This window comes from Flavobacterium collinsii (assembly GCF_902804485.1).
In the GTDB taxonomy this organism is placed as follows: Bacteria; Bacteroidota; Bacteroidia; order Flavobacteriales; family Flavobacteriaceae; genus Flavobacterium; species Flavobacterium collinsii.
Genome location: NZ_CADCST010000082.1, coordinates 113,394 through 130,821, shown reverse-complemented (window position 1 = coordinate 130,821; position 17,428 = coordinate 113,394). Strand labels below are relative to the sequence as shown.

The window sequence follows — 17,428 nt, the reverse complement described above, 5'->3', positions numbered from 1 at the left end:
GGTTTAATTAACTACTTTAAAAGTTTATTCAAGTTCTAGACGTTCCTGCTCAAGTTTTTCAGCCAGTCTTTTTTCTATTATTGGAGTAATTAATGTTTTTCTTGGTTTTACTTTCACGAAAGGAAACAATTCTAAATCATGTTTCATTTTGTCTTCTTTGTTCGGATGTTTGTTCGTACCTAACAAAATTTCTTTTTTAGAGTCGAACAATTCCTGCTCTTTTGCGGCACTTTCCTGGATTTTCTTTTTGATTGATCCGTCGTTCAAAAGTTTTAAGAAACCTCCGTTTGCTTCGATGTCTTTAAACAAGGCTAAGCTTTTTTCGGCCAGCTGTAGGGTCAGGCTTTCAATGTAATAACTTCCATCTGCCGGATTGTCGACTTTGTCAAAGTAACTTTCGTGTTTTAAAACCAGCAATTGATTGCGGGCAATTCGGTCACCAAATTCATTGTCCTTATGGTACAAAGAATCGTAAGGTAAGTTGGCTACAGCATCTGCACCGCCTAAAATAGCCGACATGCATTCTGTTGTGGTACGCAGCATGTTGACGTTATAGTCGTATATCGTTTTATTTCGTTTGGTTGGAGTGACCAATAAATGACATTTTAAACCGGAATTGTATTCAGCGGCAATTAAGTTGAAAAGCATTCGCAATGCACGAAGCTTGGCAATTTCAAAGAAATAATTGGTTCCTACTGAGACTTCAAAAACAATTGGTTGGGGCGAATTGGGAAATCGGTTTAGGTATTCGTTAGCATGTGCTAAACTGTAAGCGATTTGTTGTGTAATATTAGCGCCGGAATTTTGATATAAGCCGGAATCGATGCTTAAAATGGAAATATTGGATACAGTTTTTGATATTTTTTCGAGGGTCTCAAAATTGCTTTTCTCGGCTGTTGTAAACCAGTTTCCTTCTCTCGCCAAATGACCAATAGGGTCAATGTTACAGTAGAAAATCGCTTTCTTTTGAATTGAAATACGGTCTAATAGTTGTGCGAAATCGATTGAAATAAAATTCAAATTAAAGTAAACGATTCTATTTTCTAAAGGGAGTGCTTCCAGTAATTTTTCAATATCAGTGGTTTCGTTTTCGATTGTAAATCGTAAGCTTTCAGCACCTCTTTCAAGTGTATTGATAGCTCTTTGAATCGATTTCTCGATATCGTAAACAAAAATGTTTTGGCAAATTTTAAAGTTTGAAGCTTGAGTTTGTACAGTTGCAGCTTTTGTGAATTCATCACTGTGGTAAAATGGTTTTACCTGAATGTCTTCGGGAGAATTCCAAATTACAGTCTGGTTGTAATCGGCTCCATCTAATTCAAACTGAATTTTTTGTTTCCATTGTTTGGATGAAATCGGGTTAAAATCGTCGAATAGGGTAGTGGCCATTGGGTATTTTTTCGGGTTATTCTTTATCTTGAATGGTGTCTCCTTCAAATTGGATGATGTAAATATCTTCGCTGTCTTTTTTCATAAAGTACTTCTCGCGGGCATATTTCTCTATTTGTTCAGGATTTTTAAGCTGTTTGATCTGTTCCTGATCTTTTTTTATTTCGTCCTGATAGTATTTTTTATTGTCTTGTAATTCGTGGATTTGGTTGTCCAGAAAACGATGATCAAAATAAGAATAATTATCTAAGAATAACATCCATACTACAAAAAATAATAACACCCAAACATATTTGTTTCCCAGGAGTTTGAACCATTTTTTGTTTTTATATGGATTTTTCATTTTAGTTTTTATTTAACCGCTTGTATTGTGTAATTTCGATTGGTGTTTTTGATTCTGGTAGAAGTGATAATCCTTTTGTGCCCGTGTAAGGCACAAAAGGTTAAATGGATCTTCTAATTTTGATGCAATAAATTTACAATAAAAATTATAAAATTCGTTGATTAATTACAGCCCGGACAACATCAATTGCAACGGTATTGTATTTGTCGTTTGGAATGATAATGTCCGCGAAAGCTTTGGAAGGTTCTATAAACTGTTCGTGCATTGGTTTTAAAGTGTTTTGATAACGAGTTAAAACTTCGTCAATATCACGTCCACGTTCTGAGATGTCTCTTTTTAAACGTCTGATTAATCTTTCGTCTGAATCTGCGTGAACAAAGATTTTAATGTCAAAAAGATCACGTAATTCCGGATTTGTTAAAATTAAAATTCCTTCAACAATCATAACTTTTCTCGGATGAGTTGAAACCGTATCATCAGTTCTATTGTGCTGTATGAAAGAATATACAGGCTGATCGATAGTTTCGCCAGCTTTTAGTGCTTTAAGGTGCTTTACCAGTAATTCAAAATCTATCGCACGCGGGTGGTCAAAGTTGATTAATGCTCTTTCGTCAAACGACAAATTGGTAGTCTCTTTATAATACGAATCCTGAGAAATTACGCCCACTTCAGTGTCCGGTAATTCATTCATGATTTGGTGTACTACTGTTGTTTTTCCACTTCCTGTTCCTCCTGCAAGTCCAATAATGAGCATAAAATTTGTGTTATATATTTGTACGGCAAAAATAATAATTTAACTGGATTGATAATGGAATCCGAACTGTAAAATTGAGTTTATAAGCAGAAGTTTAATAGAGATCACGGATTGGTTGGATAAATTATGAATTGCGTAAATCAAATCGCAATTTTGATTTTCCTATGAGGGACTTGATGTAGGGAAATGCGTACAGGTATACCTCTACTGCCATTTTGGTATTATGAGCTTTAGTTAGTTATACAAAAAAAATCCCGATAGCAAGGCCATCGGGATTTTGTGCAATCAGTATAGTTTAAAAAAAGTATTCTGAATTTAGTAAGCACTTGTAATTATTTATTCTTTTTTGCTTTAATCATCATTTCAAGCTGGTCCCAAAGTTCTTCAGGAATTGCTTCCAGCAGATTAAATTGTCCCGCACCTTTTAGCCATTCGCCACCATCAATTGTAATAACATCTCCGTTTACATAAGCTGAAAAATCGGAAACTAAATAAGCGGCAAGATTAGCCAGTTCCTGATGATCGCCTACGCGTTTCAATGGTACTTTTTTTGCCATGTCGAATTTTTCGGCCAGATCTCCCGGTAACAGTCGGTCCCAGGCTCCTTTTGTAGGGAAAGGCCCTGGGGCAATTGCGTTAGAACGGATTCCGTATTTTGCCCATTCCACTGCCAAACTGCGGGTCATAGCTAAAACTCCTGCTTTTGCAGTCGCACTTGGTACTACATATGCAGATCCTGTCCAGGCATAAGTCGTTACAATATTTAAAATTGTAGCAGAGGTTTGTTTGGTATCGATCCAGTGTTTGCCAAAGGCTAGCGTACAGTTTTTAGATCCTTTTAATACAATATCAATAACAGTATCAAAAGCATTGGCAGATAAACGTTCTGTTGGAGAGATGAAATTTCCGGCAGCATTGTTTAAAAGAACATCCACTTTTCCAAAAGTTTTTAAAACTTCCTGAAGCATATTCTCCACTTCTTCATAGTGACGAACGTCGCATTGAAGCGGTAAACATTTTCCTCCGGTTTCGGCTTCAAGCTCGGCAGCAGTATTTTTAAGCTTATCTAAATCTCTTGAAGTAATGGCTACCTGAGCCCCTAATTCTAAGAAGTATTTGGTCATAGCTTTTCCTAAACCGCTTCCTCCGCCAGTAACAACAATGACTTTGCCTTTTAAAGCGTCATCTCTTAACATTTTATCTGTATAGCTCATATGATTTTCTTTTTATTACAATATTAATTAAATAAATAGGATGCACGCATAATAATGTTATAAATTTTTGATAAACTTTAAATATCACATAGTTTTTTTGCAGCTGCTTCGAGGGTGGCATTGTCTTTGGCAAAACAAAAACGTATTAGCTTTTGATCTTTGTGATTGGAATAGAAAGAAGAAATTGGAATTGCGGCAACGCCATGTTCCGTGATTAAATTTTTACAGAAAGTAACATCGTCTTCATTTGAAATGCCGGCATAAGAAGCGACCTGAAAATAAGTTCCTTCGCACGGTTTCAATTCAAATCGGCTGTTTTGAAGCAGTTTCTGAAAATAATCTCTTTTTTCCTGATAGAATTTCCCAAGCAGGCTGACATCCACAACATCTAAATACTGACTGATAGCAGCTTGTGAAATACTATTCACGCTAAAAACCAGAAACTGATGTACTTTTTTGATTTCTTTCATTAAATGTTCCGGAGCCACAGTATAACCAATTTTCCAACCGGTAATGTGAAATGATTTTCCGAAAGAAGAAATCATAATACAACGATCTAAAAGAAAATCTTTAGTATGTGCTGAAATATGTTTTTCTTCGAAAGTAATATATTCATAAACTTCATCAGATAAAACTAAGATGTCAGGATATTTTGAAAGTAATTTTTCCAGTTGAAGAAAATCGTCTTCCGTTAAAATTTTTCCTGTTGGATTATGCGGATTATTGATGATAATCATCTTCGTTTTTGAAGAACAGGCTTTTGCTATCGTTTCCCAATTAGGAGTATAATTATCATTTAAAGCTACGCGAACGGGTTTTGCACTACAAAGTAGAACCGGAGATTCATAAGAATCATAACTCGGATCTAGGATAATAACTTCGTCATCCGTTTTAACTAAAGCTAAAATCGTAGTAAAAATTCCTTGAGTTGCACCCGCAGTAACCAGAATTTCGGCTTCGGGTCTGATGATTCGGTTATAGGAGGTTTGAACCAATTTTGCGATTTGCTCCATCAATGGCGGATAACCGGCCATTGGAGTATATTGGTGCACATTTTCTTTTGTGAGTTTCGCCAGTATGTCTGTTAATCTTTCGTCTACAGGAAAATTTGGAAATCCTTGTGATAGGTTAATCGCATTGTGTTCCGTAGCCATTTTAGACATGACTGTAAAAATACTGGTGGTAATGTTTGGGAGTTTACTCATGTTGAAGTTTGGTTAGGGGAAACTTGTGAGTGATATATGAAAGAACTATTTTAAGATAATAGAGTCAGTTTTAAAAACTCTTATTTTTTTGTGATTGAGCTCTCCGGGAATCCATTTTGGGCATTGTTTTAGAACACGGATAGCTTCGTTTGCTGTATTGAAGCCAAGATGTTTTATTATTTTTATATCTGATAACGAACCATCCTTTTCGATAACAAAGGTAATATGTATTTTTCCTTCTAATGTTGGCTCTTCAACGGGTTTTATAAAATTTTCGTTAACAAATTTGTGAAATTTATTTAAGCCGCCATGGAATTCGGGTTTAACATCTAATGCTTCTAGTGTCATGTAAACATTAGTATCTTCAAAGGTGGTGTCTTCTTTTATTTGAATTTCACTATCGTCTGTATGGGTATCTATTTCTGAAACAGTATTTTCATCGTCAGTAGCTGTAGCAACATTTTGTTCTGCGGTTGTGTTTTTTGATACTTTTTTAGTGTCAGAAGAGGAAAAACAATGTGTCAAACAAAAGAATAGCAGAACGGATAGTTTTTTCATAAATAAGATTTAGAAGTCAATTTTACATTTTATGGATGATAAAAATGGTTGGTCTGTTGTGTAAATCTACTTTTAATTTTTTCCAGTCCGAAACACGCATCGTTTTGATGAATTCTGTTGGTAATGTAATGTCTGCTGCGATACACAGATGCGTAGAAGGATTTAGAATTTGTAAAATGTCTTCTACTAATTTGTTGTTTCTATAAGGTGTTTCAATAAAAAGCTGCGACTGATTTTTATCCTGAGACAGTTTTTCAAAATACTTTAATGCCGATTTTTTCTCGTCTTTATCAATTGGTAAATAGCCATTGAAAGTAAAACTTTGGCCGTTCATACCAGAAGCCATCATAGCTAATAAAATAGAAGACGGACCAACCAATGGTACTACCTGAATTCCTTTTTCATGCGCCAATTTTACAATTACAGCACCTGGATCGGCAACTCCGGGACAACCGGCTTCGCTCATTAAACCCACATTTTTTCCTTCGAGTAAAGGTTTGATGAAGTCTAAATGCTCGCTTGGCTCTGTGCGTTTGTTAAGCGTAAAAAGAATTAGTTCGGATTGTTTTTTCTCTGGAGATACCGCTTTTATTGATTTACGGGCCGTTTTTTCGTTTTCAACAATATAGTGGTCTATAAAATCAATACTTCTTTTAACAGTTTGAGGTAAAACATCCATCGGATCGCTTTCACCCATTGTTGTTGGAATTAAATAAAGTTTTCCGAGAAGTTTCATGTCTGTCTTTTTATGTTGTTAGGAAAAGAAGAACTTATAAGTGTTTTTCGATAAGTTTCTTCGAAATGATATCGGTTACTTCGTCTAACATTTGATATACATTGTCAAATCCGTTGGTGACACCGAAGTAGGGGTCCGGGACATCTACATTTTCGCCCGGAAATAATTCGTCTAAAATTAAACAAACTTTATTTTTTTGTGCTTCGTTCTGAGCCAGTTTGATAACGTCGTCATAATTCGAAGAATCCATCACATAGATGTAATCAAAAGTAGTGAAGTCAGCAGTTTTGAATTGTCTTCCTTTTTGGTGTCCAATGTCGAGGCCGTTTTTTTTGGCAACTGCTATAGATCGTTTGTCAGGGGAGTGGCCTATATGCCAGGATCCGGTTCCGGCTGAGTCGACGATGAAATTATTTTTAGGCAATTTTGAAGCTAAAATACCTTCAGCTAAAGGGGATCTGCAAATGTTCCCCAAACAAACCATTAAGATTTTTACTGGCATGGTGCGCGTTTATAGCGTTAGTTTTTTGTTAATGTCTTCGACAAATTTTTTGAATTGTTTGTCTGTAGAAACTAAATTATCAACTGTTTTGCAAGCGTGTAATACGGTAGCGTGGTCGCGATCTCCAATTTGTGAGCCAATGTTTGCCAAAGAAGCTTTTGTGAATTTCTTTGCAAAAAACATGGCCAATTGTCTCGCCTGTACCACGTGCCTCTTTCGGGTTTTCGATTGGAGTGTTTCAATGTCAAGCTGAAAGTAATCAGATACAATTTTTTGAATATAATCGATAGAGATTTCTCTCTTTACGTTTTTAACAAATTTCTCTACAACGCTTTTGGCCAATTCAATAGTAACCTCTTTTTTGTTGAAAGAAGACTGAGCGATTAAGGAAATAATAGCTCCTTCTAATTCTCTAACGTTACTTTTGATGTTGCGCGCTACATATTCAATAATATCTTCCGGCATTTCAACACCATCACGATATAAGATGTTTTTTAAGATCGAAATTCTGGTTTCGTAATCCGGCTGGTGTAACTCAGCAGATAATCCCCATTTAAAACGAGATAACAAACGTTGCTCGATATCCTGCATATCAACAGGAGCTTTGTCTGAAGTCAAAATTACCTGCTTTCCGTTTTGGTGCAAGTAGTTAAAAATGTGGAAAAATACGTCCTGAGTTCCTGATTTTCCAGATAAAAACTGAACATCATCAATAATTAAAACGTCGATTAATTGGTAAAAATGAATGAAATCATTACGATTGTTCTTTTTTACCGAATCAATATATTGTTGTGTGAAAATCTCAGCAGAAATGTATAAAACCGTTTTTTCAGGATATTTATCTTTTACTTCCACACCTATAGCGTGTGCAAGGTGTGTTTTTCCTAATCCAACTCCTCCAAAAATCAATAACGGATTAAAGGATGTTCCTCCAGGTTTGTTGGCAACAGCCATACCTGCAGAACGAGCTAAACGGTTAGAATCTCCTTCAAGGAAATTGTCAAAACTATAATTAGGATTTAACTGTGATTCAATTTTTAAATTTCTGATCCCCGGAATTACAAACGGGTTTTTAAGTTCAGGATTTAAGTTTTTAAACGGAGCGTCAACCTCTTGCGGTTTCATCGGAACTCTGTTGGAACTTGGCAGCTGCTCGGTAAACGGCTGTTTATTTCCATAAGTGTTCTCCATTTTAATTTTATAGAGTAACTTTGCGTTTTTTCCCAGTTCTTTGGTAAGCGCAACTTTCAATAATTTTACGTAATGCTCTTCGAGCCATTCATAGAAAAATTTACTTGGTACTTGAATGTATAACGCGTTGTCGGTTAGCTCAACTGATTTGATTGGTTCAAACCAAGTTTTGTATGCTTGATCTTGAATATTGTCCTTTATAAAAGACAAACAGTTTTCCCATACCGATTGAGCAGTTTTAGTCATAGATTCAAATAAATTTTCTTATTATTGATAAAGATTCTCCTAATAAAAAAGGAGCAATTTTATTCCGTATTTCGGGATAACAAATATGTGAACAAATTTCTGTAAAAAAAAATATTTTGAAGTCTAATTTTATAAAAAAAAGTTGTAAGTAAACTTTTTAAACTTAATTTTTTTTAATCTGAAAATAATGAAAAATCATCAAACGCAAGTGCGTGTTCGTTACTCTGAAACTGATCAAATGGGAGTGGTTTACCACGGAAATTATGTGCCTTATTTTGAGATCGGACGCGTGGAATGGCTTAGAAATAAAGGGATTTCATATAAAAGCATGGAAGAAAGCGGTATTGGACTGCCGATTGTTTCGATGCAAATAAATTATAAAAAATCGGCGCGTTATGATGAGCTTCTTACAATTCATACTGCTTTCAAAAGTCAGTCATCTGTTAAGATTGAATTTGATTGCGCAATCTATAATGAAGCAGGTGAGTTATTAACAACTGCTGTGTTTATTTTAGTATTTATTTCGTTAAAAACAGGTCGTCCGACAGCACCTCCAGATTACATTTTGGAATTATTTAAAACACTGGTATAATTGTTAAAATGTGATGCCTTTTAATGCTAAATTATATAATTTTAATATCGATTTCAAACATTAAATCAAAAATGTCGAATACTGATTCGGCATTTTTTTTGCGCGTTTTAGTCGTTATCTTGCCAATTGGGAGTCCCGTATCTTCATTAATTTCCATTTCCTGAGCGGTAATTTCCAGTTTTTTTTCCTTTATGACACGCATTACTTTATTCATGTTTTTGTAATCAAAAGAGATTAGAAAATGAATGTCAATTGTCTTTTCGATAATCTCACAGGCTTCAAGTGTCATTTGCGCTGTTGTTTTGTACGCACTGATTAAGCCGCCAACACCTAATTTAATTCCGCCAAAAATCCGAACCACTACAACTAAAACGTTGGTTAGGCCAAAAGATTGTATTTGTCCGTAAATTGGTGCGCCAGCCGTATTACTTGGCTCTCCGTCATCATTGGCACGATACGAAATTTTAGGAGCTGTTCCTAATTGATAAGCGTAACAAAAATGTACGGCATGTGGATGCTGTTTTTTTAGATTTTCGATAATGGGTTTTACTTCGTCTTCACTTTCGATTGGAAAGGCGTAGCCAAAGAACTTACTGCCTTTTTCTTTTAAAAGCACTTCTTCAGATTCAAAAGCAATGGTTTGGTACGTATCGTTAATTTCCAAATTGAGTTTGATTTTTTAAGCTGTGGCAAAAATAACAGCTAAAGTATTTGTTTGTCAAATAAGTCAACAACATCTTCCTGTCCAACTTGTAAGTTCCAGACATGAAAGCCCAGCGATGCTGCTGAGTCTGTGTTTTCTTTTTTGTCGTCTACAAACAAAGTTCTCTTGGGTGATAATTCGTGTTTGTTGATCAGGTACTGAAAAACTTCAGCATTGGGTTTTCGCATTCCAATTTCAAACGAAAAATAAACTTTTTCAAAACATTGGTAAAAATCGCTGTAAAACGAAATCCCGGTTTTGTTTTCAAAAGTTTCAATATGTATAGAGTCTGTGTTGCTCAAAAGAAACAATCGATATTTTTGAGAAAGCAGTTGTAAGAACTCCAAGCGGTACAAAGGGAAGTCGGCTAAAATGGCATTCCATGCTTCCAGGATTTCTTCGATTGTGGCATTTGGAAGTTGTTTTTGAAAGCCAGCCAGAAAATCGTCACGCGAAATGTCTCCGGTTTCAAATAAAAGATTCAGACGATCCAATTCGGCATTCCATTCTGTTAATCCTAAATTCTGCAATTTAGAAATGGTGGCTTGTTTGTCTAAATTGATAAAAATATCTCCAAAGTCAAAAATTATAGTATCAATCATGATTTCTAATATTTAATAATTCGTCGCTGAGAATATTAATTTTCGTTATGTTTTCTTTTTGAATAAGCGGTGCTTTAGTTCCGTTTTTGAAAATGGCTTTTCCGATAAAAATTCGGGCTTCGTCCCAAATATTCTGATCGATAAAAGATTGTAAAGTTTGAGCACCTCCTTCGATAATAACAGATTGAATTTGATTTTGATGTAAAACGGCTAAAATCTGTGGTAGAATACTCCTGCTAAAATCGATTACTGTAAAGGTAGTGTTTTCTGTCGAAAAGCCGGTTTCGGATTTTGTAAATACAATGGTTTTTACGCTGTCATCAAAAACAAAACTCTCTTTTGAAATGCGATTGTGTTGGTCTAGAATGACTCTGACCGGATTATTTCCTGACCAATTTCTGGTGTTTAATTTCGGATTGTCGTCAATTACTGTCTGTGTTCCAACGAGGATTGCCTGCTCTTCACTTCTCCATTTGTGTACCAATTGTCTGGAATAAGGATTGGTAATCCAGATGGGCTTTCGCTCGGGGCTTTCCTGTTTTTCAGGGGATAAAAATCCGTCCTGACTTTCGGCCCATTTTAATATTATGTAAGGTCTCTTTTTTTGATGAAAAGTAAAAAAACGCTTGTTGAGTTCGTAACATTCTTTTTCTAAAACTCCAACGGTAACATTGATTCCTGCGGCAATTAGTTTTTTAATGCCGTTTCCTGCCACTTTTTCATTGGGATCAACAGTTCCGACAACAACATGTGGAATTTTGTGTTCTATAATTAAGTCGCTGCACGGAGGTGTTTTCCCAAAATGGCTGCAAGGCTCTAAGCTAACATAAATGGTAGCTTTGCTTAACAGTGATTTGTCTTTTACCGAACGAACGGCATTGACTTCCGCATGCGGTTCTCCTGCTTTTTTATGCCAGCCCTCTCCAATAATCTGATTGTCGTAAACAATTATGCTTCCGACCATTGGGTTTGGATATGTGGTGCCCAAACCATTTTGAGCCAGCTCGATGCAACGTTTTATGTATTTTTCATGTATATTCACAGTACAAAAATAGTTATTTTTGAGTATAGTCCCGATAGTTTTGGGGTAGTTAAGGAACTATTGGGAAACTATTTTTATTTTTGTAATGATCTTAAAGGAAGAAGAAAATATGGAAAATTGGACGATTAGAGCCATTAAAATAGAAGACAATCAGGAAGTTGCGAATTTAATACGGTCTGTATTTGATGAGATGGAAATACCTAAAGTAGGAACGGCTTATGAAGATCCGTATTTAGACTTAATGTTCGAAGAATACAATAAGCCGAAGTCCGTTTATTTTGTGGTTGAAAAAGACAGCGAAATTTTAGGCTGCTGCGGAATTGCGCCTTTAGAAAATGGTGCTCCGGAGATTTGTGAGTTACAGAAGATGTATTTTTTACCGAAAACCCGCGGTTTGGGAATTGGAAGTAAAATGATGGAAAAATGTTTAGAACAGGCAAGGATTTTTGGTTTTGAAAAATGTTATATCGAAACGATGCCTTTTATGCATGCTGCGCAAAAACTATATGTAAAATCAGGTTTTGAATATTTAGATGCGCCTTTGGGTAATACCGGTCATAGTTCTTGTCCTGTGTGGATGTTGAAAAAAATATAGGATAATGTTGTAGTGAATTTACATTACAATACTTATCTTGTAATATCGTTGCCCCTATCTAAAGAATAATGTTCAAATGCCTAAAATGAAAATCAAACAATATCGGACTCAGTTCATTAAAGATTTGTCACCTTTTTACGACGCCTACGAAGCGGAGAGTTTTTTCTATTTAATTTTAGAAAACAAGCACCAATTGCGACAAATTGATCTGGCATTAAATCATGAATTGACTTTTTCGGAAGATGATTTTGTGGTATGGGACTTTTTATTATTGCAGTTAAAGAAAGAAGTTCCAATTCAGTATTTATTAGGTAAGACTAATTTTTATGGTTTGGATTTCGAAGTTAATGAGAATGTTTTAATTCCTCGTCCGGAAACAGAAGAGCTGGTAGAATGGATTATTAATGAGAATTCCGGAGGAGACAAAGCAAAAAAAATAAAAATTCTTGATATTGGCACAGGGAGTGGCTGCATTGCAATTTCATTGGCAAAAAACATTGCCAACGCAGAGGTTTATGCAATTGATGTTTCTAAAAAAGCAATAGAAACCGCCAAAAGAAATGCAATTCAGAACAAAGTTGAAGTTACTTTTATACTTCAGAATATTTTAGAAGCAGAAGCATTAAAGCATAATTTTGATATCATCGTTTCAAATCCACCTTATGTCCGGAATTTAGAAAAAGAAGAAATTAAAAAGAATGTTTTGGATTATGAGCCGCATTTAGCTCTTTTTGTAGACGACAATGATGCTTTGATTTTTTACAGAAAAATTGCCGAATTAGCTAAGGAAAATCTTTTGCAAAACGGACAATTGTATTTTGAAATCAATCAGTACTTAGGGACGGAAATGACGGCTCTACTTGAGAAAATGGATTTCAGGAACATTGAATTGCGAAAAGATATTTATGATAACGACAGGATGATGAAGGGGGGTGTTTAGAGTTTATGGTCATAGTTTACAGTCACAGTCACAGTTTGCAGTTAGTTGTTTGCCTGTAAGATGTAAATTGTAAGATGTGAACTACAATCGAAAACTGAGACTTAGAACTGAGACTGAATACTAAGAAGCTATTCGTAACGCAAAGCCTCAATAGGATCCAGTTGTGATGCTTTTATTGCCGGGTACAAACCGGAAATAATAGCGACCATAAAACTGGTGCCAAAAGCCGCAAAAATGGCCATCCATGGAATTACAAAAGCAAAATTCATTGCGGCTGCGAAAGCAAAGCCAACAAGGATTCCCAATACAATTCCTACCAAGCCGCCTATTTGTCCAATTAATAATGTTTCGATAAAAAACTGTACCGAAATAGTTATTTTGGTGGCACCTAAAGCTTTGCGGACGCCAATTTCTCTTGTGCGTTCTGTAACGGATACAATCATAATGTTCATTAAAGCTATAGAAGATCCTAAAATGGTAATCACACTAATGATCCATGCTGCCCAACCCAGATATTGTGTAATTCCGAGGATTCTGTTGATTAAATCGTCGCTTCGGCCAATACCGAAATTATTATCGCGAACCGGACTTAATTTACGAACCCTGCGCATGGTACTTGTTGCATTGTCTACAGCCTCGTCTAAAAGTTCTTTTTTAGAAACCATTACGCTAATAGTATAATTAATGCTTGGAGCGGTAAATAAAGAACGTGCTACCTGAATTGGAATTAATACTCTTAAATCCTGGCTATTTCCGAACGTAGATCCTTTTTCTTTTAAAACGCCAATAACTTTGAAACGGGCACCTCGTATCGAAATGATTTTATCAATTGGGTTGACGTCTTTTAGTAAACCTTTTTCAAAATCGGAGCCTACAACGCAAGAATAAGTATTGTTGTCAATATCAAACTGATTGAAAGAACGACCGGAAGTCGTTTCTAAACCTGAATTTGAAATATAATGCTCGTCAACTCCAAGTATGGTAATTTCGGGATCGGTTTTTTGATCTAAGTATTTTACTTCAGCTTTTGATGTGGCGGTGAATGAAAGGGAGGTTTCTGTAAAAGGGTATTTGTATTTGTTTTTGAACGCTACTGCTTCAGGATAAGAAATAATGGGATTGATGATTTCGCGCTCATTTCCACCGCGGTTTTTAACCGTGTTTTCATACTGATTGATGTTGAAGGTGTTGGCGCCCATCGAGGCAAAATTGGTAGAGACCGTGTTTTCAAGTGCTGTAACTACGGTCAGGATTCCCACCAAAGCGGTAATTCCGATAGCAATAATGACTACAGTAAGAATAGTTCTTAATAATTGAGTTTTGATAGAACCAAAAGCAATTCGGATATTTTCTTTAAATAATTTTAGCATCATGACCAATTTGTCACGAAAATACGTTTTTTGTTACAAGTTTGTTTTCGAACTGTTATTATTTATTTTAAAGTTTTAGAGAAAAATGATATAGAGAGGTAATATTGCTAGAAAAATATTGAGGAATTTTTATCTTGAAGGAAGATTCTGGATTTAGAGGATTTGTTTTAATAGGGGGAAGATTTGTGTTAGGCTTGTAAGCAAGCGTTTTAAAAGTAACGCGACGATCATGATTTATTCCTGTTGTCTTGTCTTTTTTATTAAATTGGATGTCTCAAAACGAACAAGATTGGGTAAAAATGAAAGTAGTATTTCTTAATTTGTAGTGGTTTTTAGATGCTGCCAATTTCAGAAATGAACCAAGTAAAGGAAAATCAAAAGCGTAATCAATATGAATGATACTGATTTAAAGAGACTTTCGCGTCTTACAGCAATCCTTATAGAGTTACAAACTAAAAGGATCTTAACGGCTAGTGAATTGGCTGGTAAATTTTCAATTAGCAAAAGAACAATTTATAGAGATATCAGAGCTTTAGAGCAAGCAGGAGTGCCTATTGTGACAGAAGAAGGCAAGGGCTACACTTTAATGGATGGCTACAAAATTCCACCTGTCATGTTTTCTGAAAGTGAGGCTAATGCTTTGATTACTGCAGAGCAGTTGGTTTTAAAGAATAAAGATGCTTCGTTTGTAAAAGAATACACGGAAGCCATTAGTAAAATAAAATCTGTACTACGCAACAACACAAAAGACAAAGTTAATCTGCTTTCAGATCGCATTGTTTCAGGTCAGAACAGTGATAATAATCGGACAAGTAATAATTTATCTATTCTCCAATTGGCATTGACCAATTTTAAGATTGTCTGCATAAGATATTTTTCACCAGATAATAACCAGCAAACGAATCGTACGGTAGAGCCTTTTGCTATCTATACCTTTGAAGAGAATTGGTTGCTTATTGCATTTTGTAGACTAAGGAATGATTACAGGGCTTTTCGATTGGACAGGATTGTTAGTTTGATGGTGCAGGAAGAAACATTTGAACCACACAAAATTACTTTTGAAGAATATTTTGACAGGACCAGAAAAAAATGTCTGACACCCTTGCCATAAGGCTGTCACAGGGATGTTCTAATTTTGTTATGTACTAAAATAAAGAAAGATGATAACAAACAGAATTCGCAGTATAATGCTGCTTGCATTTACACTTTTGTCCTTCACAGCTCAATCACAAAAACAATCAAAAACCATGGAGAATCCTACTATTCAGAAATTTTATGTAATTGGTATAGGAACAAGAACTATAAATGAAAAAGGAAAGTCGGCCATAGACATAGAGGCGTTATGGACAAGATTTTGGGGTAAGGAAATTCAAAAACAAATACCAAATAAAGTCAGTGATGATATTTATGCTGTTTACAAGGATTACGAAACAGATTTTAATGGATTTTATACTTTAGTGATAGGTTTGCAAGTAAGTACATTAGAAGATATTCCTAAAGGTTTCGTTGGGATTACAGTTGAAACCGGCTTGTATCAAAAGTACATTTCAAAAGGTAAAATGCCTGAAGCTGTTTTTAATACCTGGCTCGAAGTGTGGCAGGATAAAAGTTTGAATAGGGCTTACAAATCAGACTTTACTATTCATGGAAAAAAGTATTATGATGGAAATAGTGCTGAGGTCGAAACGTATATTTCAATACGAGATTAGCTATTTTTAATCTTTGATGGATTTTTACTGAAAATTTATTTTAAAAAATAAGATATTTGCAGTCGTTAAGAATTTATGTAAAAATGAGTTCTGAAAATACAATAATCCATAAGAAGGGTTTTAGAATTTAAGGTTTCAAAAAAAGAAATCGAAGAATTGAAGAATCCAGAAATCTAATAATCTAAAAAAATGGCTTCAAAACCAAGCATACCACAAGGAACAAGAGATTTTTCGCCTGCAGAGGTGTCAAAACGTCAATATATTATTCAGGTTATAAAACATAATTTTGAGAAATTTGGTTTTCAGCCGATCGAAACCCCTTCCTTTGAAAATTCAGATACTCTGATGGGGAAGTATGGAGAAGAAGGCGATCGCTTGATTTTTAAAATTTTAAATTCAGGTAATTTTTTCTATAACAAAAGCAAAATAGAATTACCAAAATCTATTGAGGAGCTTCAGGCTTCTTCTGCTGATAAAATTACTATTGCAGAAAGAATCGAATTGAATTCTTTTACAAAACAAATCTCTGAAAAGGCATTGCGTTATGATTTAACAGTTCCGTTTGCGAGATATGTAGTGCAACATCAAAATGAAATTGAGTTTCCTTTTAAAAGGTATCAGATTCAGCCGGTGTGGAGAGCTGATCGTCCGCAAAAAGGACGTTTTAGAGAATTTTTTCAATGTGATGCCGATGTTGTTGGTTCAAAATCGTTGTGGCAGGAAGTAGAATTGGTGCAGTTGTACGATACTGTTTTTACGGCTTTAGGTTTAGAAGGTGTTACAATCAAAATCAATAACAGAAAAATATTATCGGGTATCGCTGAAGTTATCGGTGCTTCGGATAAGTTAATTGATTTTACGGTGGCGCTTGATAAATTGGATAAAATTGGGGAAGATGGTGTGAAAAAAGAAATGATCGAAAATGGTATTTCTGAAGAAGCATTGGTGAAAGTGCAGCCTCTGTTTAGTTTTACAGGAACCTTCGCAGATAAAATCAACCAGCTTTCAGATTTATTGGCAACGTCGGAAGAAGGAATGAAAGGAGTTGAGGAGCTTAAATTTATTTGTGACAATGTGGCAACTTTAGGGTTGTCAACGGCAACTTTAGATTTGGATGTGACGCTTGCCCGTGGATTAAATTATTATACAGGAGCAATTTTTGAAGTAGCAGCTCCAAAATCGGTTTCGATGGGTTCTATCGGAGGCGGTGGAAGATACGACGACTTGACGGGTATTTTTGGATTGAAGAACATGAGTGGTGTTGGAATTTCTTTTGGATTGGATCGTATTTATCTCGTTTTAGAAGAATTGCAATTGTTTCCTAAAGCTGTTTCGGCAACTTCAAAAGCATTGTTCATTAATTATGGAGATGCTGAGGCATTGTACGCGTCGCAGGCCATTCAGAAATTACGACAGGAAAATATAAAAGTAGAGCTTTATCCGGACAATGTGAAAGTAGGGAAGCAGTTTCAATATGCAGATAAGCGTTTAATTCCGTTTGCAGTAATTGCGGGGGATCAGGAAATTGCTACAAATTCGTACGCGCTTAAAAATTTAGTGACAGGTGATCAGGTTACGGTTGATTTTGACGGATTAAAGAATGCTTTGTTGGGTTAATGCTTAATTGTTAAGAACATAAGGATTTGTGCTAGGTTCGTAAAGATTTTGTTTCACGCAGATTCGGTAGGTTTTAGCAGGTTGATTAAAAAAAAACTTCTTAAATCTGCGTGAAATAAT

Annotated in this window: 19 protein-coding genes; 6 read left to right on the top strand and 13 right to left on the bottom strand. The window is 35.3% G+C overall.

The features are described 5' to 3' along the window. Nucleotides 1-24: 24 nt before the first annotated feature. The 9 genes from FLA105534_RS11185 to dnaA all read right to left on the bottom strand — a co-directional run bounded on the left by FLA105534_RS11185 (nt 25) and on the right by dnaA (nt 8,138). Complete coding sequence (locus FLA105534_RS11185; RefSeq protein WP_173966197.1) at nt 25-1,389, bottom strand: methylmalonyl-CoA mutase subunit beta; 1,365 nt, start codon at nt 1,387-1,389, stop codon at nt 25-27. Nucleotides 1,390-1,405: 16 nt separating this feature from the next. Then, a complete protein-coding gene (locus tag FLA105534_RS11180) occupies nt 1,406-1,732 on the bottom strand; it encodes an FtsB family cell division protein (RefSeq protein ID WP_173966196.1) in 327 nt (108 codons plus the stop codon). A 145-nt stretch (nt 1,733-1,877) separates the two neighbouring features. Then, entirely contained in the window at nt 1,878-2,486 is a 609-nt protein-coding gene (gene udk / locus FLA105534_RS11175) for a uridine kinase (RefSeq protein ID WP_173966195.1), read from the bottom strand. A gap of 332 nt (nt 2,487-2,818) precedes the next feature. Beyond that, nucleotides 2,819-3,700, bottom strand: coding sequence for an SDR family oxidoreductase (locus FLA105534_RS11170; protein ID WP_173966194.1), 882 nt, complete (start codon nt 3,698-3,700; stop codon nt 2,819-2,821). Nucleotides 3,701-3,777: 77 nt separating this feature from the next. Next, on the bottom strand, nt 3,778-4,905 hold the full coding sequence (locus FLA105534_RS11165; RefSeq protein WP_173966193.1) for a methionine aminotransferase: 1,128 nt from the start codon (nt 4,903-4,905) through the stop codon (nt 3,778-3,780). A 45-nt stretch (nt 4,906-4,950) separates the two neighbouring features. Next, the gene (locus tag FLA105534_RS11160) at nt 4,951-5,463 is read right to left on the bottom strand and encodes an energy transducer TonB (protein ID WP_173966192.1); all 513 of its coding nucleotides are present in this window, start codon (nt 5,461-5,463) and stop codon (nt 4,951-4,953) included. A gap of 22 nt (nt 5,464-5,485) precedes the next feature. Continuing rightward, the gene (locus FLA105534_RS11155) at nt 5,486-6,199 is read right to left on the bottom strand and encodes an SAM-dependent methyltransferase (protein WP_173966191.1); all 714 of its coding nucleotides are present in this window, start codon (nt 6,197-6,199) and stop codon (nt 5,486-5,488) included. Nucleotides 6,200-6,233: 34 nt separating this feature from the next. After that, nucleotides 6,234-6,701: a low molecular weight protein-tyrosine-phosphatase gene (locus tag FLA105534_RS11150; protein ID WP_173966190.1), complete on the bottom strand. Its 468-nt coding sequence runs from the start codon at nt 6,699-6,701 to the stop codon at nt 6,234-6,236. A gap of 9 nt (nt 6,702-6,710) precedes the next feature. Next, nucleotides 6,711-8,138, bottom strand: a complete 1,428-nt coding sequence (dnaA, locus tag FLA105534_RS11145) for a chromosomal replication initiator protein DnaA (protein ID WP_065451227.1) — start codon at nt 8,136-8,138, stop codon at nt 6,711-6,713. 187 nt (nt 8,139-8,325) lie between these two features. Between dnaA and FLA105534_RS11140 the strand changes: the two genes are divergently transcribed. Next, nucleotides 8,326-8,730, top strand: coding sequence for an acyl-CoA thioesterase (locus FLA105534_RS11140; RefSeq protein ID WP_017498619.1), 405 nt, complete (start codon nt 8,326-8,328; stop codon nt 8,728-8,730). A 31-nt stretch (nt 8,731-8,761) separates the two neighbouring features. On the opposite strand, the gene FLA105534_RS11135 is transcribed toward FLA105534_RS11140, so the two are convergent. Genes FLA105534_RS11135 through ribD form a run of 3 tightly spaced genes read right to left on the bottom strand, consistent with a single transcriptional unit; the run spans nt 8,762 to nt 11,077 of the window. Continuing rightward, entirely contained in the window at nt 8,762-9,394 is a 633-nt protein-coding gene (locus tag FLA105534_RS11135; protein WP_173966189.1) for an IMPACT family protein, read from the bottom strand. Between the two features lie 38 nt (nt 9,395-9,432). Beyond that, entirely contained in the window at nt 9,433-10,035 is a 603-nt protein-coding gene (locus FLA105534_RS11130; RefSeq protein WP_173966188.1) for an HAD family hydrolase, read from the bottom strand. Continuing rightward, the gene (ribD, locus tag FLA105534_RS11125; RefSeq protein ID WP_173966187.1) at nt 10,028-11,077 is read right to left on the bottom strand and encodes a bifunctional diaminohydroxyphosphoribosylaminopyrimidine deaminase/5-amino-6-(5-phosphoribosylamino)uracil reductase RibD; all 1,050 of its coding nucleotides are present in this window, start codon (nt 11,075-11,077) and stop codon (nt 10,028-10,030) included. The genes FLA105534_RS11130 and ribD overlap by 8 nt, the downstream gene beginning before the upstream one ends. Before the next feature lie 109 nt (nt 11,078-11,186). Here ribD and FLA105534_RS11120 point away from each other — a divergent pair, with 109 nt between their 5' ends. Both FLA105534_RS11120 and prmC read left to right on the top strand, forming a co-directional pair. Beyond that, a complete protein-coding gene (locus FLA105534_RS11120; protein ID WP_173966186.1) occupies nt 11,187-11,672 on the top strand; it encodes a GNAT family N-acetyltransferase in 486 nt (161 codons plus the stop codon). An 85-nt stretch (nt 11,673-11,757) separates the two neighbouring features. After that, nucleotides 11,758-12,612 (top strand): peptide chain release factor N(5)-glutamine methyltransferase, encoded by an 855-nt coding sequence (gene prmC, locus FLA105534_RS11115; RefSeq protein WP_173966185.1) that lies wholly within the window; start codon nt 11,758-11,760, stop codon nt 12,610-12,612. Nucleotides 12,613-12,740: 128 nt separating this feature from the next. Here prmC and FLA105534_RS11110 read toward each other — a convergent pair whose 3' ends face one another. Continuing rightward, nucleotides 12,741-13,985: an ABC transporter permease gene (locus FLA105534_RS11110; RefSeq protein ID WP_173966184.1), complete on the bottom strand. Its 1,245-nt coding sequence runs from the start codon at nt 13,983-13,985 to the stop codon at nt 12,741-12,743. A 388-nt stretch (nt 13,986-14,373) separates the two neighbouring features. Between FLA105534_RS11110 and FLA105534_RS11105 the strand changes: the two genes are divergently transcribed. From FLA105534_RS11105 to hisS, 3 genes are all read left to right on the top strand, one after another. Beyond that, nucleotides 14,374-15,093, top strand: a complete 720-nt coding sequence (locus tag FLA105534_RS11105; RefSeq protein WP_173966183.1) for a helix-turn-helix transcriptional regulator — start codon at nt 14,374-14,376, stop codon at nt 15,091-15,093. Nucleotides 15,094-15,142: 49 nt separating this feature from the next. Beyond that, nucleotides 15,143-15,691, top strand: coding sequence for a GyrI-like domain-containing protein (locus tag FLA105534_RS11100; protein ID WP_246253218.1), 549 nt, complete (start codon nt 15,143-15,145; stop codon nt 15,689-15,691). Between the two features lie 189 nt (nt 15,692-15,880). Next, nucleotides 15,881-17,308, top strand: a complete 1,428-nt coding sequence (gene hisS, locus FLA105534_RS11095; RefSeq protein WP_173966182.1) for a histidine--tRNA ligase — start codon at nt 15,881-15,883, stop codon at nt 17,306-17,308. Nucleotides 17,309-17,428: the final 120 nt, after the last annotated feature.